Annotated in this window: 15 protein-coding genes; 8 read left to right on the top strand and 7 right to left on the bottom strand. The window is 68.0% G+C overall.

Annotated features, from left to right (window positions below; translation table 11 throughout):
* Positions 1–6: 6 nt before the first annotated feature.
* A complete protein-coding gene (locus HMJ39_RS18045) occupies positions 7–5,613 on the bottom strand; it encodes an alpha-2-macroglobulin family protein (RefSeq protein WP_194298373.1) in 5,607 nt (1,868 codons plus the stop codon).
* Positions 5,614–5,728: 115 nt separating this feature from the next.
* On the opposite strand from HMJ39_RS18045, the gene HMJ39_RS18040 reads away from it, so the two are divergent.
* The gene (locus HMJ39_RS18040; RefSeq protein WP_194298372.1) at positions 5,729–6,343 is read left to right on the top strand and encodes a DUF3080 family protein; all 615 of its coding nucleotides are present in this window, start codon (positions 5,729–5,731) and stop codon (positions 6,341–6,343) included.
* Between the two features lie 208 nt (positions 6,344–6,551).
* On the opposite strand, the gene HMJ39_RS18035 is transcribed toward HMJ39_RS18040, so the two are convergent.
* Positions 6,552–7,112, bottom strand: coding sequence for an HNH endonuclease (locus HMJ39_RS18035; RefSeq protein WP_161383650.1), 561 nt, complete (start codon positions 7,110–7,112; stop codon positions 6,552–6,554).
* A gap of 412 nt (positions 7,113–7,524) precedes the next feature.
* Here HMJ39_RS18035 and HMJ39_RS18030 point away from each other — a divergent pair, with 412 nt between their 5' ends.
* Both HMJ39_RS18030 and HMJ39_RS18025 read left to right on the top strand, forming a co-directional pair.
* Positions 7,525–9,117, top strand: coding sequence for a GMC family oxidoreductase (locus HMJ39_RS18030; RefSeq protein WP_194298371.1), 1,593 nt, complete (start codon positions 7,525–7,527; stop codon positions 9,115–9,117).
* A gap of 293 nt (positions 9,118–9,410) precedes the next feature.
* The gene (locus HMJ39_RS18025) at positions 9,411–11,030 is read left to right on the top strand and encodes a hypothetical protein (protein ID WP_194298370.1); all 1,620 of its coding nucleotides are present in this window, start codon (positions 9,411–9,413) and stop codon (positions 11,028–11,030) included.
* An 8-nt stretch (positions 11,031–11,038) separates the two neighbouring features.
* Here HMJ39_RS18025 and HMJ39_RS18020 read toward each other — a convergent pair whose 3' ends face one another.
* On the bottom strand, positions 11,039–12,235 hold the full coding sequence (locus HMJ39_RS18020) for a CaiB/BaiF CoA transferase family protein (protein WP_194298369.1): 1,197 nt from the start codon (positions 12,233–12,235) through the stop codon (positions 11,039–11,041).
* 90 nt (positions 12,236–12,325) lie between these two features.
* Here HMJ39_RS18020 and trmH point away from each other — a divergent pair, with 90 nt between their 5' ends.
* The 3 genes from trmH to HMJ39_RS18005 all read left to right on the top strand — a co-directional run bounded on the left by trmH (position 12,326) and on the right by HMJ39_RS18005 (position 15,115).
* The gene (gene trmH, locus HMJ39_RS18015; protein ID WP_194298368.1) at positions 12,326–13,027 is read left to right on the top strand and encodes a tRNA (guanosine(18)-2'-O)-methyltransferase TrmH; all 702 of its coding nucleotides are present in this window, start codon (positions 12,326–12,328) and stop codon (positions 13,025–13,027) included.
* Positions 13,011–13,676, top strand: a complete 666-nt coding sequence (locus HMJ39_RS18010; RefSeq protein WP_323370936.1) for a class I SAM-dependent methyltransferase — start codon at positions 13,011–13,013, stop codon at positions 13,674–13,676. The genes trmH and HMJ39_RS18010 overlap by 17 nt, the downstream gene beginning before the upstream one ends.
* 68 nt (positions 13,677–13,744) lie before the next feature.
* Positions 13,745–15,115, top strand: a complete 1,371-nt coding sequence (locus HMJ39_RS18005; protein WP_194298367.1) for a DegQ family serine endoprotease — start codon at positions 13,745–13,747, stop codon at positions 15,113–15,115.
* Here HMJ39_RS18005 and HMJ39_RS18000 read toward each other — a convergent pair.
* Positions 15,112–15,540 (bottom strand): group III truncated hemoglobin, encoded by a 429-nt coding sequence (locus tag HMJ39_RS18000; RefSeq protein WP_323370935.1) that lies wholly within the window; start codon positions 15,538–15,540, stop codon positions 15,112–15,114. The genes HMJ39_RS18005 and HMJ39_RS18000 overlap by 4 nt on opposite strands.
* Entirely contained in the window at positions 15,537–15,854 is a 318-nt protein-coding gene (locus tag HMJ39_RS17995) for a DUF962 domain-containing protein (RefSeq protein WP_161383657.1), read from the bottom strand. Before HMJ39_RS17995 ends, HMJ39_RS18000 begins: the two co-directional genes overlap by 4 nt.
* A gap of 134 nt (positions 15,855–15,988) precedes the next feature.
* Between HMJ39_RS17995 and HMJ39_RS17990 the strand changes: the two genes are divergently transcribed.
* Entirely contained in the window at positions 15,989–17,215 is a 1,227-nt protein-coding gene (locus tag HMJ39_RS17990) for a serine hydrolase domain-containing protein (RefSeq protein ID WP_194298366.1), read from the top strand.
* Between the two features lie 193 nt (positions 17,216–17,408).
* Here HMJ39_RS17990 and HMJ39_RS17985 read toward each other — a convergent pair whose 3' ends face one another.
* Together HMJ39_RS17985 and HMJ39_RS17980 are read right to left on the bottom strand one after the other, a co-directional pair.
* Positions 17,409–18,977: a BCCT family transporter gene (locus tag HMJ39_RS17985; protein ID WP_194298365.1), complete on the bottom strand. Its 1,569-nt coding sequence runs from the start codon at positions 18,975–18,977 to the stop codon at positions 17,409–17,411.
* Between the two features lie 176 nt (positions 18,978–19,153).
* Complete coding sequence (locus HMJ39_RS17980; RefSeq protein ID WP_228462456.1) at positions 19,154–20,278, bottom strand: TonB-dependent receptor; 1,125 nt, start codon at positions 20,276–20,278, stop codon at positions 19,154–19,156.
* Positions 20,279–20,328: 50 nt separating this feature from the next.
* Between HMJ39_RS17980 and HMJ39_RS18990 the strand changes: the two genes are divergently transcribed.
* Positions 20,329–20,520 (top strand): hypothetical protein, encoded by a 192-nt coding sequence (locus HMJ39_RS18990; RefSeq protein WP_228462455.1) that lies wholly within the window; start codon positions 20,329–20,331, stop codon positions 20,518–20,520.
* The last annotated feature ends 1 nt before the right edge of the window (position 20,521 follow it).

Raw genomic sequence — 20,521 nt, 5'->3', positions numbered from 1 at the left:
GTTCCCTCAATCGCCGTCGCGCCGCCGCGCCGGGTCGGTCACCTCCACCCAGCGGCCCTGGTCCCGGGCGCGAACGTCGCCCCGGTACATGGCCTCCACCTGCCAGCCGGGCAGGTAGAAACGGCCGGCGAAGGTGGCATTCAGCCCCAGGTGGTAGGTGCGGCTTTTGCCGGCGGGCAGGGAGAAGTAGCTGAGCACCCGGTCGTCGCGCTGGTCCCGGTAGTCCAGGGGCGCGGCCTGGTCGTCGCCGGCCAGGCGGCTGTCGGTGATCTGCCAGCCGGAGGGGATCACCTGGGTGAGCGCCAGATTGTCCAGGTCGCGGCCGCTGCGGTTGGTGATGGTGACGCTGGCGCGGAAATCCGTGCCCTGGGCCAGGGACGCCGGGTTCAGCTCGCGGCCGTCCAGGGTGCGGAAGCGGGCGTTCAGATTGAGGCCGCGGCTTTCCGCCCGCTCCTGGCCGGGCGCCGGGGTGCCCCGGGTGCTCACCGAGACGAACAGGCGCCGCTCGCTGTCGTTGCGCACCGCCAGTTCGGCGCCGTCGCCATCCAGATCCAGGGTCTGGCGGAACACCGGCGCCTGGCTGGTGATCGCCTGCCAGTCGCCGTCGTCCTGGCGCCAGGCGAAGTCGTACCCCTTGGCGCCATCGCTGCCAGCGAAGCGGGCCATGGCCATCAGCGCCCAGGCGGTGCTTTGGGTGGAGTACCAGTTTTCCGACGCCAGCTGGTTGGCGATCACGCGGGCCTGTTCCCAGGCGCCGTCTCCGTCGCCCCGGGCGTCCAGCACCATCAGCTCGATGGCCCGGTCACGCAGCCGCGAGCCGTAGGTGGGCCCGGGCCGGTCGTAGTCGGCGTCGTTGTCCCGGGCGGCGGCGAGCAGTTCGCCGGCCACCTCGGTGAGGCCCATTTGCTGGTAGGCCGCCGCCAGCAGCCAGCGGCCGGCGCGGTAACCGGGCTGGTCGCCGCCATTCTCGGCGGCGCGGGCCTGGTAGGCTTCGCGCAGGCGGTTCATGGCACCCACCTCCGGCTCGCCGGCCAGGGCCAGGGTGTACAGGCGGTAGGCCTGGGCCGCCCATTGCCAGGGGTAGCGGCCCGGGTTCTGCCCTACCCGGCTCTGGTAGGCGAGCCAGGGATCGAGCAGGTCGGCGGGCACCGCGTAGCCCTGGCGGCGGGCTTCCAACAGGAAGTGGCCAGCGTAGGAGGTGCCCCAGTCGTTCACGGCGCCGTCGCCGGGCCAGTAGCTGAAGCCGCCGCCCTGCTGGAAGCGGCGCAGCCGCTGGATGGCCGCGTCCACGTTGTCCTGCACCGCGGTTTTCTGTTCCTCGCTCAGGGTGGTGAGCCGGGACAGGTAGAGCTGCGGCAGCACCGCGGACACGGTCTGCTCGATGCAGCCGTGGGGGTAATCGATCAGGTACTCCAGGCGCCGCTCCAGACCCATGGCCGGCAGGCTGCTCACCGTGAGCCGGCTTTCGTTGGTGCCCGGCAGGCCGTGGGGAACATGGGTCAGCGACCAGGTGGCCCCGGCTTCCAGCAACTTGCCGCTGTCGCGCACCGTGGGCGGGTTGGCGCTGCGCACCGGCAGGTGCACGGTTTCCTCCGCCCGTTGGTCGCCGGCCCGGGCGCGCACCGTCACGTCGGCGATGCCGGTGGCGTCGCCGGCTTTCAGGGACAGCGCCGCCACCTGGTCACCGCTTTGCGGGAAATTCAGGGTGGCGCTGTCCCGGGTCAGGGTCAGCGGGGCGCCGGCCTCGGCGCTCACGGTCACCTCGCCCAGGCCCTCCTCGGCGGCGAACACGGTCACCGGCAGATCCAGGGTCTCGCCGGGGCCGAGCACCCGGGGCAGCGTGGACAGCAGGGTCAGCGGCTGGGTCACGGTGACGTCCCGGTCGGCGTGGCCGTAGGCGCGCTGGTTGCCGGCCACCACCATCACCCGCACCTGGCCCATGTAGGGCGGCAGGTCGATGTCGTGCTCCCGGGTCTCCCCTTTCTTGAGCTGGAACGGCCCGGCGAAGCGCACCACCGGCGGGAAACGCCGGCGGCGCTGTTCGTCGCCGTCCTTGAGGGCATCGGAGCCGCCCAGGGCCAGCAGCTGGTCGAGCTCGCCGCCGTAGGCGCCCACCACCTGATCGAACAGGTCCCAGGTGAGCACGCCCAGGGCCTCGCGCTGGTAGAAAGCGTCGTGGGGACGGGGCGTGGCGAAGTCGGTGATGCCCAGCAGGCCTTCGTCCACCACCGCCAGGGTGTAGGTCATGGGGCGACCCTTGCCTTCGGACACCGCCACTTTCAGGGTGCTGTCCGGCTTCACCTCGTCCGGCGCGCGGATCTCCGGGGCCAGCCGGGTGGCCGGGTCTTCCACCATCAGCGGCGCGATGCCGTAGAGGCGGATGGGCCGGTCGTTGTCGCGGCCGCCATGGGGCTGCAACAGGGCCACGTGCACGTACACATTGGGGGCCATGTCGGCGGTGACCGGAATTTCCAGGGTCAGGCTCTCGCCCTCGGCGCCGGTGTCGTCCACCCAGTAGTGATCGAGCACCCGGTCGCCGGTTTCCAGGCTCACCAGCAGGCGGCCCTGGCCGCTGGCGGGCACCCGCACGCGGGCGGTTTCACCAACCTGGTACTGGTCCTTGTCGCTGGACAGGGCCAGGCGGGTGGCGGCGTCGCCCTGGGCATTGCGCTCGCCGCTCCAGCCCAGGTAGACGGTGCGCGCGGCGCAGTGGCGGCCGTCCTTCTGGCACACCCGCAGCAGATAGCGGCCCCAGTCGTAATCGGCGCCGGCCAGGGTCCATTGGGCACGGCCCTGGTCGTCACTGGTAAGGGTTTCCTCGCGCAGTTTTTCCGTGTGCGGATCGCTGATGAAGTGGGTCAGGTCCTCGCCGCCCCGGTCCCACCACCAGCGCCAGTCGATGCGGTAAACAGCGAGGGTCAGCGCGCGGCCGGCCTCCGGCTTGCCGTCCCGGTCCAGGGCCAGCAGGCCGATTTCATGGTCCCGGTCGCGGCCCAGGGAATCGCCCCAGCCGCTGCCCTCGGGCACCCGCAGGCCCACCCAGTGGGCATAGGGGGACACCGCCAGGCGTTTGATCTGGGTGCTGTAATCGCCGCTTTGCTCGAACACCCGGGTGGTGAGCAGGGCCGCCGCCATGCCCGGCGGCGTGATGTCCGGCAGTTGCAGCGGGAAACGGGCGTCGCCGCCGGCGTCCAGGTTGCCCTCGAAGGCGGTGAAGGGTTCCGCCCCCAGGTTGCGGGTAGGGTCGGAGAAGGTGAAGCCGTCGTAGCCCTCGAAGGGGTCGCCGGCGTTGACCAGGCGCGCCTTGACGTCGGCCTTGAGCGCGCCGGCGCGGGCGCCGTTGAGCCACTGGCCATGCAGGGAAACCGGGTTGTCGCCGCCCACCTTCAGCGGGTCCGGGGCATCCAGCTCGATCTTCAGGCGGTTGGGTTTGATCGCTTCCACCCGCAGGGGCGTGTCGAAGTAGCGCTCGCCGACCCGGGCCACCGCCCGCCAGTTGCCGGTGGGCGCGTCCTCGGCGGTACTCAGGGTGAAGGCATGGAACTGGCCCACCGGCTCGGCGTTGCTGTAGCTGGCCACCTTGTCGCCGCGCGGGTCGAACCAGTCCAGGGTCACCGGGTGGTCATCGGGAATGCGGTTTTGCGGGTCCGCCAGCACGAAGGTCAGGTGGATGTCGTCGCCGGGTCGCCACACGTCCCGCTCGCCGTAGAAGAAGCCCTTGAGGCCGTCGCGCACCTTCTCGCCGCCGGTGTTGAACTGGTTGGTGGGCAGCGCCCGGTTGCGGGCCAGCTTCAGGTAGCCCCGGTCGTCGTTCTCCCGGGCCACCAGATAGAAGGGGCTGCCGTCCAGGGCCAGGGTCACCTCGCCGTTGTTGTTGGTGGTGCCACTGGCCAGCACCTGGTGCTGGTAGTTGTGCACGGTGACCCGCACCTTGGTGGCCGGAGTGTTGTCGTCCAGGTGGGTGGCGATCACGGTGAGCCGGTCGCTCTCGCCCTGCTTGGCGATCAGGCCCAGGTTGGAAGCCAGGAAGGCGCGGCTGGATTCGGCCCGGTCGTTGTAGCGGTAGTAGGCGTCGGAGCAGGGGTTGTCCCGTTCGCTCCAGCTCAGGTAACCGGCATCGCGGTAATAGCGCCGCAGCCGGCTGTCGTCGTCGTCCTGGCCGGGGCCGTCGTAGCTGTCCGGCAGTTCCGCGCGCCGTTGCGGGCCCTCACCGTCGCACTGGTAGTCGATGGTGTCGCCGTCCAGCTTGAGGGTGAGCATGATCAAGCCGTTGGGGTGGCCGGCCATCAGCTCGGAGAGATCGAGCCGGTAGCGTTGCCAGTCGCCGCCGGTGGCCGGCGGCAGGGACAGGGTTTTCTGCCACAGGTAGCGGCCGCTGCGATTGTCCTGGTAGGCGGTGTCCAGTTCATTGCCCTGCAGGTAGCCGGCGATGTTGTCCTCGAACACCTCGAAGGCCTGCACCTTCACCGCTTTGGCGGCCACCGCCTCGAACGGCACGCTCAGGGTCTCGCCGTTGGGCAGGATGGCGCCCTCGCCGACGAAGCGCACGCCGGGCTTGGCCACGGTGAGCGTCAGGTCCTGCTCGAAGGGGGTCTCCAGGCGGGCGCGGGCGGCGCTGCGCAGACCCGGGTCGATGCGCAGCTGAAAGCGGCCGTCGCCCAGATCGTCCCGGTCCGCCGGGTAGACGCGCAGGCGGCTGCCGTCGATGCGCACCCGGGCGTCCTCGCCGTTGAGGGTGACCAGGCCGGCGGTGTTCTGGGTGCCCATCAGGGGCTCGGAGAACTGCACCAGGATCTGCGGCTCCGGGTAGCTCAGGGTGCGCGCCGTGGTGACCCGGAACTCGCCGGGGGCGGGCACCGGATAGCGGCGTTCGCCGCGCTCGTCCACGTCCAGGGGCGCGCCGTCCCAGGTCAGGGTCACCGGCGCCGCGTCGTCGGCGCGGCGGATGCCGGTGATCACGAATTCATGGCTGAGGCTGGCGGCGTCGTGCTGCCAGGCGATCTCCAGGTCGCGGTCGCCCTGGGCGGCGCCGAGCACCGCCTGGGCGTCCGCCGGGTCGGCCCGGTCCCGGGTGCGCAGGGCGCCGCTCAGTTGCATGGCGCCATCGTCGCCGGGTTCCGGGGCCAGGGCGTCCACGCGCAGGCTGAGCCGCTGGGTCATCACGGTGACGTCGGCGCGCAGCGGCGGCAGGCCGTCGTCGACCCCGGAAAGCGCCTGGGGGAACAGGGTCAGGGTCAGGGTCTCACCGGCGGGCTGCGCCTGCTTCGGCCGGATTTCCAGGCGGTCGCGGGCGGTGAACACCGCCTCGAAGGGTTGCTCCGGGGCCAGCCGGGCGACGCCTTCGGCGGGCTTGTCCAGACGGCTGTCATCCACCACCGGATGGGTGAACCGCACCACCAGCGGCGCCCGCGCGCTCACCGCGCCGTGGGGCCAGCTGTCCAGGTGGTCGCGCCAGCGCGGATCCGGGGCCGGCGCCCGCGGCGTGCCACCAGTCTCCCCCGCCGCGCTCCCGGAATCGGGTTCGGCGGCCTGCTGCTCCGGTTTTTCCGGGGCCGGGTCGCAGGCCAGCAGGGACAGAGCCAGAAACAGCACGCCACAATGATGTAATCGCATTCCTTTGACCGCCTTCGTGGTTATTTGGAAACAGTGGTTATTTGGAAAGACTTGAAGCCTGATCGGCAAAACTAGCACAGTTGCCGACCCCGATTCGGCGATGCCTTTGTTAAAAATGACTTCCCGTAAGGCTTTTTTGCTGGCCCCGCCCCTGGCCGCCCTGATCGGCCTGGCCGCGCTGCTGTGGCCCGGCGACCCGGCGGACGCGCTCTGGGACGGCTACCTGGACCGGCTGTCGCGGCTGGCCCGCCAGGAGGCGCCGCCGGCGGCGGCCCTGCCGGACCTGGAAACCCACCTTGCCGCCCTGGCCCATTCCTCCGCCGGCGGCGACATCCTGCGCCAGACCGCCCGCGCCCGGGTGGAACTGGAACGGGCCACCGCCGTGCTGCGCGGCCTGGAGGGCGACCGCCTGTGCCCCCGGGGGCGGGCCAGCCAGCGCGCCCACCGGCTACGAAATCTGCTGGACGGCTACTACGGGGAGCGGGTGCAGGCCTTTCTGGCGGAGCTGGACCGCCGCCACCGGGCCCTGGGCCAGGCCCTGGACGCCCTGCACGGGGTCACCGGCGGCACGCCGGCACTGGACGCCTGGCTGGATCGCTACTTCGGCGACGGCGGCCAGGTGGCCCGGCTCAACCGGGCGCTGAAGGCCCATACCGGGCGCTGGCGGGACCTGATGGGCGCCTGCGGCTTAATGCCCGGCGGGGCGGGAACGGGGACGGACACTTATTGACCAACGAATCGTTTGTGAACGGCTGTACAGCTAATGTTTTTGAACCAGGTCACGAACATACTTTCTCTTGTCGACGAGGTCCCATCCGTCGACAGCGGAGTTTCGGCTCCGTAATAGCTCTCCCGAGCCAAACGATTCATCGGCGCCCATTGGGCGCCGTTTTTTTTGCGCTTGGTTTCGTCGGGACAAAATGAACGGTTACCGGGCTCTAAAGCAGCCGGCTGTTCTTACCGAACTGCCCGCGCAGGAATTCCATCTGGTCGCCGCGGATGCGGTGGCTGTTGATCAGCGCCAGGTACTCGGCCATGTTCGGCACATAGGGCAGTGCCAGCAGTTCCATGCCGATTTCCTCGGGCAGGCGATTGCCCTTGTGCTGGTTGCAGCGGCGGCAGGCGGCCACGACGTTGAGCCAGTTGTCACGGCCACCCCGGGAGGTGGGGCGGATGTGGTCGCGGGTGAGTCGGGCTTCCGGGAAGTGTTTGCCGCAGTACAGGCACAAGTGCTGGTCGCGGCGGAACAGGGCCCGGTTAGTGAGCGGCGGCCGGGTGCGGCGGCGCGGGCTGGCCAGGCCATCGCAGGCGATGATGGAATGCAGCATCAGGCGGGAGCGGTCGCCGGTGAGCCGGCTGACCCCGCCGCGCAGCTGGTAGATCACGTCGCCCAGGGTCCAGGTCACCAACCCCCGGGCGTACAGCACCGCCGCGGCCTGCCAGTCCAGCCACTCCACCGGCGTGCCGGCCTTGTCCAACCGCAGTATTCGTTCACTCATTCGACGACCTCGCCCGTCCGACGACTTCAAACCCGCGCTGGCGGGAGTTTCCTGCCGGTGCCGCCCGCGCGCGGCGGGCGCCACCTTGGATAACGACGATACGGTGACGGGCGGATGGAAGGCGGGATGCGCATCCGGCTTCGACCGCGCTTCGCGGCGGCGCGCCCAGGCCCGGGTTCGGCTCCGGTCCGGCGCGGCCTGCCCTGGTCTCTGGTTAACCGACCGCGACCGGCTAATCAGAAAGCAGAATTGCACAAATCATAAACAGCCCGGCGTCGAATCCGCAACCGCGCCGCGTTCCGGCCCGGGGCGCATTGGCCGGGGCGCGGATACAAAAGGTCAATCACATCGGTGCAATCGCCCCGATATACTGCCATTGTTCAATGACACTTTTATTCTCCCAGGGGGCGCCATGCAGTTCGACTATGTGATCGTGGGCGCCGGCTCCGCCGGCTGCGTTCTGGCCAATCGCCTATCGGAAAATCCCAACAACAAGGTGTGCCTGATCGAGGCCGGCCCGGACGACAACAGCCTGTTCGTGCGCATTCCCGCGGGCATCATCTGGCTGATGCGCTCCAACGCCCGCAACTGGCGCTACTACACGGTGCCACAGAAAGCGCTAAACAACCGCCAGATCTATATTCCCCGGGGCAAGACCCTGGGCGGTTCCTCGGCGGTGAACGCCATGTGCTACACCCGGGGCCACCCCTGGGACTACGACCACTGGGAATCCCTGGGTAATCCCGGCTGGAGCTATCGGGACGTACTGCCGCTGTTCAAGCGCTCCGAGCACTACGAACCCGGCGCCAACGAATTCCACGGCGACCAGGGCAACCTGAACATCGCCGAGCTGCGCTTCCGCCACCCGGTCAGCGACGCCTTCGTCCGGGCCGGCGTGCAGGCCGGCCACCCGGCCACCGACGACTTCAACAACGACGTTCAGGAAGGCGTGGCGCTGTACAAGGTCAACCAGAAAGACGGCGAGCGCTGGGGCGTGGCGCGCGGCTACCTGCATCCGGCCATGGAGCGCGACAACCTGACCGTGCTCACCGAGGCCCTGGTGCACCGGGTGGAGTTCGACGGCAAGCGCGCCACCGGCGTGCGCCTGGAACGCAAGGGCCGGGAGGAAACCATCGAGGGCGGCCAGGTGATCCTGTGCGGCGGCGCCATCAACTCGCCGCAACTGCTGAAGCTGTCCGGCGTGGGCCCCGGCGAGGAACTGGCCCGCCATGGCATCCCCCTGGTCCACGAGCTTCCCGGCGTGGGCGAAAACCTGCAGGACCACCCGGACGTCCTGGTGGTGCACCGCAACCGCCGCCACGACACCCTGTCGCTGGGCTCCTGGGAGCTGCCCTTCACCGGCGCCAAGGCGCTGTGGAATTTCTTCGCGCACCGCAACGGCCAGCTCACCTCCAACGTGGCCGAGGCCGGCGGCTTCATCAAGTCGCGCGCGGAGGAGCCGCGCCCGGACCTGCAACTCCACCTGACCGCCGCCAAGCTCGACAACCATGGTCTCAACTGGCTGTTCAGCTTCGGCCACGGCTACTCCGGCCACGTCTGCATCCTGCGCCCCAAGAGCCGTGGCAGCATCGGCCTGGCGGACGCCAACCCGCGCTCGCCGGCGCTCATCGACCCGCGCTTCCTGAGCCATCCGGACGATATGGAAGGCATGGTGCGTGGCGTCAAGGCGATGCGCCGGATCATGGCCCAGGACGCCCTGGCGCCGTGGCGCGGCGCCGAGATCCTGCCCGGCGACGGCGTGCAAAGCGACGAGCAGATCCGCGCCTTCCTGCGCGAAAAGTGCGACAACATCTACCACCCGGTGGGCACCTGCAAGATGGGCGTGGACGATCAGGCGGTGGTGGACCCGGACCTGAAGGTGCACGGCCTGGAAGGCCTGCGCGTGGTGGACGCCTCCATCATGCCGACCCTGATCGGCGGCAACACCAACGCCCCCACGGTGATGATCGCCGAGAAAGCCGCCGACAAGATCCTGGCGGAATAGCTGCAAGTTTCAAGTTGAAAGTTGAAGCGGGAGGCCGCGCGGCTTTCCCGTGGCCTTCGGCCGGGAAGGCCGGTCGCGGTTCTGAATTCCCTTAAGCGCGGGCACGGCCCTGCCGTCTCGTGGCCCCCCGCCCGCGCTTCAACTTGCCACTTGTAACTTTCAACTGGCGCCCCGCCATTGGCATGGCCCCCTTCTCCAGCACGGCCTGCTTGTAGCTTGCAAACCTTCATAAAGCGGTCATGGGCACCCTTCAGACTCCCGGACGTTAGGAACATTTTCCGAGGGGGTTGAGCATGAGCGCCGAGTCTTCGCCGCGGGCGCGGCTGGTGGAGTTGCTGTGGCAGCTGAAGCAGAACTACGACCGCGAGGGCGGTGGCGGGCTGCGTTTCATCCACTTCAACACCCTGCTCAACGATTCGGAATACCGCGCCGAGGTGATCGAGCAGGCGCTGACCAGCGACAACCCCCGCATCCGCGACCTGGGCCGCCAGCTCAAGACCGCCAACCGCCAGGGCGTGCTGCTGGGCCGCCAGCCCGGCCAGACCACGCCGCCGCGACCGGCGCCGGCACCGGCGGCCACCACCGGTGGCGACCGGTCCCGCCCCTGGCCCTGGCTGGCGGCGGCCGCCGCGGTGGCGGCGCTGATCGCCGCCGTGTTGCTGTACCGGCCGCTGATGGTGATGGTGGCCGGCGAACAGGTGGTGAGCGGCACCCTCAACGGCGACCAGCACTGGGGCGCCGACCGCACCTGGATTCTGGATGGCATCGTCTACGTGGAGAGCGGCCGGCTCACCATCGACGCCGGCGCGCGCGTGGAAGGGCGCCCCGGCTCGGCCCTGGTGGTGACCCGGGCGGCCAGCCTGCACGCCGCCGGCCGCGCCGACGCGCCGGTGGTGTTCACCAGCAATCAGGCGGATGGCACCCGCCAGGCCGGCGACTGGGGCGGCGTGGTACTGCTCGGCGACGCGCCGGTGAACCAGCTCGACGCTCAGATCGAGGGCGTGCCGGACAACGACCCGCGCGGCGCCTTTGGCGGCGACAACGCCAACGGCAGCTGCGGCGTGCTGGAATACGCGCGCATCGAATTCGCCGGCTTCGAGGTGTACGCCAACAACGAACTGAACGGCCTGACCCTGGGCGGCTGCGGCAGCGGCACCATCGTCCGCCATGTGCAGGTGCACCGTGCCCTGGACGACGGCATCGAGCTGTTCGGCGGCACCGCCGACCTGCGCCACATCCTGATCACCGGCGCCGGCGACGATTCCCTGGACTGGGACTGGGGCTGGCGCGGCCGGGTGCAGTTCCTGATCGCCCAGCAGTACAGCAGCAACGGCGACAACGCCTTCGAGGCGGACAACAACGGCGACCGCCATGACGCCCGCCCGCGCTCGGAGCCGGTGATGTACAACGTCTCCCTGATCAGCCCGCGCAGCCACGGCCAGCACCAGCGCGCCATGACCCTGCGCGAGGGCACCGGCGGCCATTTCCACAATCTGGTGATCAGTGGTTTCTCCGGCGAAACCCTGGACATCCAGGACGCCAGCACGGTGGTCAATCTGAACGACGGCACCCTCACCTTCGACGCGGTGCTGGTGCACAACGTGGGCGCCCGTGGCGTGACCTGGTTCGAGGACGAAAGCGAAAGCGGCGACGACGACGCCGGCCTGGATGAACACCTCTATTTCCAGGCGCTGCCGGGGATGCGCTTCGGCGAGGACCCGCTGTTCTCGCGCAACGCGGTGGATCTGGCGCGGCCCGACTACACGCCGGGCAGCGCCTCGCCGCTGAAGAACGGCGCCGCCACCCCGCCCCAGGGCGAATTCTGGGACGAGACCGCGCTCTACCTGGGCGCGGTGCGGCCCGGCGCCGCCCGGGTGTGGACCGACGGCTGGACCGACTTCCCGCTCAATTGATTCTCCGCTTAACCGATGACGCCGTCGGCGCGCAGCCGGCGGACCTCCTCCTCGTCGAGGCCCAGCTCGCGCAGCACCGCCTCGGTGTGGCCACCGGCCTCGCCGCCGGGCCAGCGGGTGCCGCCGGGGGTGCCGGCCAGGCGCGGGGCGATGGCGGGAATCCTGAGCGGCTTGCCGTTGATCTCCACCTGCTGGAACAGGCCGCGCGCCTGGAAATGCGGGTCGGCCATCATGTCCGCGGCGCTGTAGATCGGCCCGCAGGGCACCCGGGCGTCCTCCAGAAGGCGCAGCACCTCGGCGCTGTCCAGGGTGGCGCACCAGGCCTCGATGGCGCCGTCCACTTCCGCTTCGTGTTCCACCCGGCCGGCGTTGTCGGCCAGGCGCGGGTCGTCGGCCAGGTCGACTCGGCCAGCGGTGGTCATCAGCCGCTTGAAGATGGAGTCGCCGTTGCCACCGATGATCACGTACTTGCCGTCGGCGCAGCGGTAGGTGTTGGTCGGCACGATGCCGGTGACCGTGGACCCGGCGGGCTCGCGGATCAGCCCGGCGCCGTCGAACTCGGGAATCACCGCCTCCAGCAGATTGAACACGGTTTCATAGAGCGCCACGTCCACCACCTGACCGAGGCCGCTGCCGCGCCGCTCGAACAGCGCCAGCAGGATACCCAGGGCGGCGTGCAGGCCGGCCACGGTGTCGCCCAGGGATAGATTGGGCCGCACCGGCCGTTCGCCGGGGAAGCCGTTGACGTAGCGCAGCCCGCCGATGCCTTCGCACACCGAGGCGTAGCCGGGCTTGTCCGCGTAGGGGCCGTCCTGGCCGTAACCGGAAATGCGCGTGTAGATCAGCCCCGGGTTGCTGTCGGTGAAGCGCTCCGGGCCCAGCCCCCATTTTTCCAGGGTGCCGGGGCGGAAATTCTCGATCAGCACGTCGGCGCCGTCGATCAGCCGGGCGGCCAGATCACGGCCGGCGTCGCTCTTCAGGTCCAGGGTCACGGAACGTTTGTTGCGGCCGATGCTGCGCCACCAGAACGAGGTGCCGCTGTCGTCCAGCTTGCGCCAGCCACGGATCGGGTCGCCGCCCGGGGGCTCCACCTTGATCACCTCGGCGCCGAAGTAGGCCAGCAGCGTGCCGGCGAAGGGCCCGGCGATCAGTTGTCCCAGTTCCACCACCTTGACCCCGGCCAGGGGCAGCGCGCGTTCGTTCATGCTCAATCCTTTGCTTTGCCAGGGTCGCCATTGTCCGGAAGACGGCGGGACTTTGCTACAATCGCGCCTTTCCCGACACCAGGAGACGCCATGACCCCGGAACGCCACGCGCGCCTGCGGGCCACCCTGGACCGCCGTCAGCCGGATCTCAGCGTGATCATGGACGGGGTGCACAAACCCCATAACATCGCCGCCATCGTGCGCACCTGCGACGCGGTGGGCATTCTCGATGTGCACGCGGCGCTGCCGGACAACCTGGCGCGCTTCCCGGCGGGCACCGCCCTGGGGTCCCAGCGTTGGGTGAACATTCACTACCACGACGATGGCGAGGAGGCGATCCGCCGGGTCCGCGACCAGGGCATGCAGGTCCTGGCGGCGCACTTCTCCGAGCGCGCCGTGCCCTACCGGGAGCTGGACTACACCCGCCCCACGACGCTGCTGCTGGGCACCGAGAAGTTCGGCGTCAGCGAAGCGGCCGCCGAGGCGGCGGACGAGCACGTGATCATTCCGATGATGGGCATGGTGGCGTCGTTCAACGTCAGCGTGGCGGCGGCCATCATCCTCGCCGAGGTCTGCGAGCAGCGCCGCGCCGCCGGCCTCTACGATCGCCGCCGCGTGGACCCGGCCACCTACCAGCACACCCTGTTCCAATGGTCCCACCCCCGGCTGGCGGCGCACTGCCGCCAATACGGCGTGCCCTACCCGGCCCTCAACGAGGCCGGCGAGATCGCCGATCCCCGGCGCTTCAATTTCCTGCTCAGCGAGGCGATCCGCCGTGGCGAACAGGACTGATCCGCCCGCCGCCCTGCAGGCGCGCCTGAACCGGCTGCTGCCGGACATCCGCCTGGTGGCCACGCCGCTGCCCCTGGTGCCCGAGCTGTCCCTGTGGCTGCTGGACAAGCTGGTGGACGAACGGCTCGATCAGGACGTCGCCAACGCGCTCATGGAAGCGCCGCCCTACTGGGCGCTGTGCTGGGCCTCCGGCCAGGTGCTGGCGCGCCACCTGCTGGCACGGCCGGACTGGGTGCGCGGCCGCCGCGTGGTGGACGTGGGGCCGGGTTCCGGGGTGGTGGCGATCGCCGCCGCCCGGGCCGGCGCCGCCGAGGTGATCGCCTGCGACCTGGACCCGGACGCCCTGGCCGCCACCGAGGCCAATGCCCTCCTCAACGGCGTGGCGGTGACGCTCAGCGACGACCTGGAAGCCAGCCTGGCGCGGGCGGACCGGCTCACCGCCGCGGACATCCTCTACGACCGCGACAACCTGCCGCTGCTGGAACGCTTCCACGCCGCCGGCCTGCCCATGTGGCTGGCGGACTCGCGCATTCCCGACCTGGACCCGCCCGGCTTCCATCTGCTGGGCCACTGGCACGCCACCACCTGGCCGGATCTGGGCGAGTCCAGCGACTACAACCGGGTCAGAATTTTCGAACTGGAACCCTGATCACACTTTTCGGTCGAACCCCTCGTGTTATCCATGTGGTACAGGAGGATCGACCCTTGTATGCAGCGATGAAACCGCACGTTCTGATGGCCTGGGCCGGCGCCGTTTTGCTGGCCTTCTCGCAAACCGCCGGCGCCGCCCTGCCGGAGCGGACGCCGGACGGCGGCGCCCTGCCCTCCCTGGCGCCGATGATCGAGGATGTGTCCCCGGCGGTGGTCAACATCGCCATCGAAGCCCAGGTGCGCCGGGCCCAGAATCCGCTCATGCAGGATCCCTTCTTCCGCCGTTTCTTCGACCTGCCCGAGCAGGCGCCCACCCGCCGCGCGGTGGCCGCCGGTTCCGGCGTGATCGTCGACGCCGACAAGGGCTATGTGCTCACCAACGCCCACGTGGCCCGCAACGCGGACAAGATCGAGGTGACCCTCAAGGACGGCCGCGAGCTGTCCGCGGAGCTGGTGGGCCTGGATCAGGAAGTGGACCTGGCGGTACTCAAGCTGGAGAAGGCGGAAGACCTGACCCAGGTGCGGCTGGCGGATTCCTCGTCCCTGCGGGTGGGGGATTTCGTGGTCGCCATCGGCAACCCCTTCGGCCTCGGCCAGACCGTGACTTCCGGCATCGTCTCGGCGCTGGGCCGTACCGGCCTGGGCATCGAGGGCTATGAGAATTTCATCCAGACCGACGCCTCCATCAACCCGGGCAACTCCGGCGGCGCCCTGGTCAACCTGAAGGGCGAGCTGGTGGGCATCAACACCGCCATCCTGGCGCCGTCCGGCGGCAACGTGGGCATCGGCTTCGCCATCCCCACCAACATGGCCGAGAACGTGATGACCCAGCTCATCGAGCACGGCGAAGTGCGCCGTGGCGTGCTCGGCGTCACCGTGCAGGATCTCAGCGACGAGCTGGCCGAGGCCCTGGATGTGCAGGCGCGCAAGGGCGTGGTAATCACCAATGTGCTGGCGGACAGCGCCGCCGCCAAAGCCGGCCTCAAGGCCGGCGACGTGGTGCGCGCGGTGGACGGCCAGCCGGTGAACCGGGCCTCGGACCTGCGCAACAAGGTGGGCCTGTCGCCGGTGGGCGAGAAGATCACCCTGAGCATTCTGCGCGACGGCAAGCCGCGCAAGGTGACCGCGGTGATCAGCGAATCCAGCCAGCAAGTAAGCGCCGGCGACGCCATTTCCAACTACCTCAAGGGCGCCGAGCTGCGCGACCTGCGCCAGGGCGAGCTGAGCCATGTGGACCAGGGTGTGCTGGTGGAAGGCGTGGAGCGCAACTCTCCGGCCTGGCGGGCCGGCCTGCGCGGCGGCGACGTGATCATCAACGCCAATCGCCAGGACGTGGCCTCCATGGACGAATTGCGTGGCGCCGTGGACGACAAGGACGCCGCCCTGCTGCTGCGGGTGAACCGCGACGGCGGCATCTTCTTCGTGGTGGTGCGCTAGATCCGCGAGAGGTTGTGGTAAAGGTTGTGCATGACCCGGGCGCTGATCAGGCGGGCGCGATCGGTTTGCGGACCGTCGAAGTGCCGGTCCAGGTTGGCATGGAACAACGTCAGCCAACGCTCATGATGGGCGCCGGTGAGCGGCTCGCGGTCATGCACGGCGCGATGTTTGGCCATCATGTGCCGGTCGTAGCCGGGCTCGCCGAGCAGCAGCTTCTTCCAGTAGGCGGCGATCAACGGCAGGTGCGCATCCAGGTCGATGCGCGCCACCTCCAGGAACACCGGCGCCAGCAGCGGATCCGCCAGCACCCGCTGGTAGAACAACGCCACCATGCGCTCCACTTGTTCCGGGGAGTCCAGGTCGGGCTTGGTGTCGTCCCGGGGCCGGGGCGGCTGGCCGGGGATGAAGCGTTGCGGCGCGCTCACCAGCGGATGCGCCCGGACAGCATGTCCTTGAACATGACGAAATCGCCGGCCAGGCTGTACCAGGGATGCTTGAAGGTGGCCGGCCGGTTCTTCTCGAAGAAGAAGTGGCCCACCCAGGCGAACCCGTAGCCCACCACCGGCAGCAGCAGCAGCCCCCACGGATTACCGGTGACCAATACGCCCAACAGCACCGCGAACAGCCCCAGGGTGCCGAAGAAATGCAACCGCCGGCAGGTGGGGTCGCTGTGCTCCTGCAGGTAATAGGGGTAGAACTCCTCGAAGCTCTGGAAATCGGATTGCTTGACGCTGTTCATGGCGGTTGCTCCCTTCTCGTTGCGGCCCGCGCGGGCGACTGGCGCGGCTGACCAGCCGCGAGTCCTTCCGGCCATTGTCCACGTTTGGCGGAGGCGGACAATGGCTTCTCCGCTCCGGGTAAACAGGATGTCCCATGGTATTACGCCCCCGCCTCAACCGCCTGCTGTGTGAAACGCGCACCCCCATCCCCCGGGATCTGGACCGGCTCACCGGTATCGGCGCCGAGGTCCCGGCCGGCGAGGCGGGGCTGGCGGACACCGACGTGGCGGCGATCTGGAAGGCCACCCGGCGACTGTACCGCACCGGCATGAGCCCGGGCATCGCCCTGTGCCTGCGCCGGAATGGCCAGGTGATTCTGGATCGTACCCTGGGCTACGCGGACCCGGTCAGCGAGCGCCTGCTGACCCCGCAAACGCCGGTCTGCCTGTTCTCCGCCTCGAAATCCATCACCGCCATGCTGGTGCACCACCTGGCCGAGACGGGCCGGCTGAACCTGGACGACCCGATCAGCCGCTATTTGCCGGACTACGGCCGCCAGGGCAAGCACCGCACCACCCTGCGCCATATGCTCACCCACCGGGCCGGTATCCCGCGCCCGGACCGGCCGGTGGACCCGGACATCCTCTACCGCCCGGACGATATCCTGGACATTCTGTGCCGGGCCCGGCCCAGCACCCTGGGCACCCAGGCCTACCACGCCATCACCGCCGGCTTCGTGCTCGGTGCGGTGGTGGAGAAAGTCACCGGCGAGCCGCTTAACGCCACCCTGGACCGGGTGGTCCGCCAGCCGCTGGGGATGCGCTACTTCACTTTCGGCGCCACCGGCCCGGAACGGGCCCGGGACATGACCACCGGCGTGCCCCTGAAACTGGTGGATCTGTTTCTCAACCACGCCGTGGGCGGCACCCTGGACGAGGTGGTGCAAGTCACCAACGACGACCGCTTCCAGGACGTGACGGTGCCGGCGGGTAACCTCTACGCCACCGCCGAGGAAGCAAGCCGCTTCTTCCAGATGCTGCTCGACGGCGGCCGCTGGGGCGACCACCGTGTGTTCGACCCGGACACCGTGGCCGCCGCCCGCGCCCCGGCCTCGCGCCGGCCGCGCCTGGACCGCACCCTGATGCTGCCGCTCACCTTCTCGCCGGGCTTCATGCTCGGCAACCGGGGCATCGGCCTGTTCGGCCCGTCGGCGCCGCGTGCCTTCGGCCATCTGGGGTTCATCAGCATCTATTGCTGGGCGGACCCGGATCGGGCCCTGAGCGGCGCCCTGCTGACCACCGGCAAGGGGCTGATCGGCCCGCATCTGCCGGCGCTGCTCAACCTGCAATACACCATCAACCGGGTGACCGCCGCTTCGTAGGTTGGGATTTTTTGTAGGAGCGACTGGGCGGCACTCCGCTTCAGTCGCGATGAAGCAGGCAACGGTGTTGATCGCGACTGAAGTCGCTCCTACCGCTTTGATTCAGGACGGGTCATCACACAAAAAAAGGGCGCGTTCTCACGCGCCCTTCTTTGTGCAGCCTATTGCTGCTTGATGCTCTTCGGGGGGCCGATCAGGCGGCCGCCTTGAGCATCTTGCGTTCCGCGGACAGCCCTTTGTAGAGGCTGATGCACATCAGCAGCAGCACCACGGTGAACGGCAGGCCGGTGGTGATGGCGCCGGCCTGCAGCGCGTCCAGGGCCTGCTTGCCGCCACCGAACAGCAGCGCGCCGGCGATCAGGCCTTCCATGACCGCCCAGAAGATGCGCTGCGGCACCGGGGCGTCCAGCTTGCCGCCGGCGGTGATGGAGTCGATCACCAGGGAACCGGAGTCCGAGGAGGTGATGAAGAACACCAGCACCAGCACGATGGCCAGGAAGGAGGTGATGCCCGCCAGCGGCAGTTGCTCCAGCATCTGGAACAGGGCCAGGGAGGATTCACCGATGCCGTTGGCCAGCTGGCCGACACCGTTAACCACCTGATCCAGGCCGCTGCCGCCAAAGGTGGCCATCCATACGATGGTCACCACGGTCGGCACGACCAGCACGGCGGTGAGGAACTCCCGCACGGTGCGACCGTAGGACACCCGGGCGATGAACATGCCCACGAACGGGGACCAGGAAATCCACCAGGCCCAGTAGAACACGGTCCAGTCGTGCAGGAAGCCCTGGTCCTCGCGGCCCACCCAGTTGCTGAGCGGCACGAAGTTGGTGACGTAGTCCACCGCGGTCTGCCCCATGGAGGTGAAGATCAGCAGGGTGGGACCGGTCACCATCACGAACAGCAGCAGCAGCGCCGCCAGCCCCATGTTGATGTTACTGAGCAGTTTGACGCCGCCGTCCAGGCCGCGCACCACGGACAGCACCGCGCAGGCGGTGACGCCGGTGATGATGGCGATCTGCACGTTGATGGCGTTGGGCGTGTCGAACAGGAAATGCAGGCCGCCGGAGGCCTGCTTGGCGCCCAGCCCCAGGGAAGTCGCCAGGCCGAAGATGGTGGCCAGCACCGCCAGGATGTCGATGAGGTGGCCGGCCCAGCCCCAGCAGCGCTCACCGAGCAGCGGGTAGAAGGCGGAGCGGATGGTCAGCGGCATGCCCTTGTTGTAGGCGAAGAACGCCAGGGACAGCGCCACCACGCCGTAGATCGCCCACGGATGCAGGCCCCAGTGGTACATGGTCGCGCCCAGGGCGGCGTCCAGCGCCTGCGGGGTGTTGGGGTCCACGTTCAGCGGCGTGCCGAACCAGTCGGTGTAGTAGCCCACGGGCTCCGCCACGCTCCAGAACATCAGACCGATGCCCATGCCGGCGGCGAACAGCATCGCGAACCAGGACAGTGTGGAGAAGCTGGGTTTGGCGTCCTGACCACCGAGGCGGATGCGCCCCACCGGCAGGAAGATCAGGGCGACGCAGAACACCACGAAGATGTTGGCGCCGAGCATGAACAGCCAGTCGAAGTTTTCGATCGCCCAGCCTTTGGCACCGGCCAGGGCGCTGTTCGCGCTTTCAGGGAAAATCAGGGTACCGATCACGAAAGCCAGGATCAGCACCGCGCTGATGAAGAAGACCGGATTGTGCATGTCCATGCCCAGGACCTGCACATTATCCTGCCCTACTTCATAGTCTGTTTCGTATTCCACGCTCATGGCATGACTCCTATTGCGTCATGCGCGGACCGAATCGGGAAATCAAGTAAGGAGGGTCCGCACGGAACGGCCCGGAGTGGACACGCATGATTACCCGCGTGGATAACCATGCGTGTGCACGCCGGACCCCGGAATGCCGGCCCGGAAGGGCCGGCCGGTGGTCGACGTGCCGTCGCTTAGAAGTAGAAGTCGAAAGCGACGTAGAGGGCATCAAAGTCGAATTCATACACGTCGCCAGCCCCGTTGATATCGCCATCGGATTGCAGGTATTCGAAATAAATCCAGCCCGGCCCATATTGGTAACGCACACCGGGGGCGAAGTACGTGACATCGTCGGCGTCATTACCGGTCGTGTCGGTGCTGGCAATACCCGCATCAATGTAATAAAACCAGTTTTCGTGGTTATAACCCAGTTCCGCCACGTGACGCTGGGTTTCCACTTCCTCGTCCGCCGGCGCGTCTCCGGAAGCCAGGAAGGCGTCCATGCCGCTGAAATCACGCTCGGCGTGAATGAAGCGGTATTTGGCGGACCAGTTGCCCTTCTCGAACATGTAGTGCAGGTCGTAGGCCTGGTGGGTGCCTTCGTCGTTGCGGTTGGCGGCACTAGCGGCAGCCAGATCCTGCATGCGCCCATATTGGCCGGAGATCCCGACGGTATGGCCTTCCATGAAGTTCCAATCCAGGTTCACCACACCGGTTTTGATTTTGCGGTAGGTATCGCTGGAACCCCAATGGTTATTATCATCCACGGTATCGGTGGAATCCTCACCCCAGTCGTCCTGGTGATAATAAGCGACATCGTAATGGATGCCGCCTTCGGCGTCGGCGCTGTATTTCAGGCCCACGTCCATCTGGTCGCCGTAACCGCCCTGCACCCCATCGCCGGGCCAAAAGTTAACGGTTTTCCAACCGAAGGGCACCTGACTCTTACCAATTTTAAGGCTGCTGTCATCAGTAACGTCATAACCGATCCAGGCCTTGTGAACGGTCATATTGTCGCCGCTGTTGTTGCTAGCGGTATTGGTAAAGGAACCGGTACCGAACCGGGTTTCAGCGCTGAAGTGCCAGGGGCCATAGCTGCCATCATCATCAGCGTAGATGATCAGAGAGGGATCGGCGAAGCTGCCGCCAGTCTCGTTATCCAGCACTTCACTGTCGCCACCTTGAGCATCGGTGACATTCTGGTAGACCCACCAAACACCGGCACTGAGTTCCGCGCCGGCTTGCGCGGTCATGGGTACAAAGGCGGCGGATGCCGCGATCAAGCCCATCGCGGGCATTTTGATAATAGAGCTTCTCATTCTCGTCTCCCCAGCAGAAGGTATGCGAAAGCCTAAAGATCAGCGTGCCGATGTCAAATCGTCGACATTTTTTTGATCAGACTTTGCGCAATGAAATGCTGGAAAAACGCGGGTTTCCGGCAATGGAAAAAGATTGCAAAATGCCGGGAACTCAATCGTTCAAGAGAAAATTTGTCGCGATAAAACAAATAAAAAGCGCGGCTGAAAAGCCGCGCTCCGGGTCGTTACGTAAACCGGGTTGAC

Origin of the sequence: Alloalcanivorax profundimaris (assembly GCF_015265435.1) — a bacterium.
GTDB lineage: Bacteria > Pseudomonadota > Gammaproteobacteria > Pseudomonadales > Alcanivoracaceae > Alloalcanivorax > Alloalcanivorax profundimaris.
This window is presented reverse-complemented; position numbering and strand designations above follow the sequence as displayed.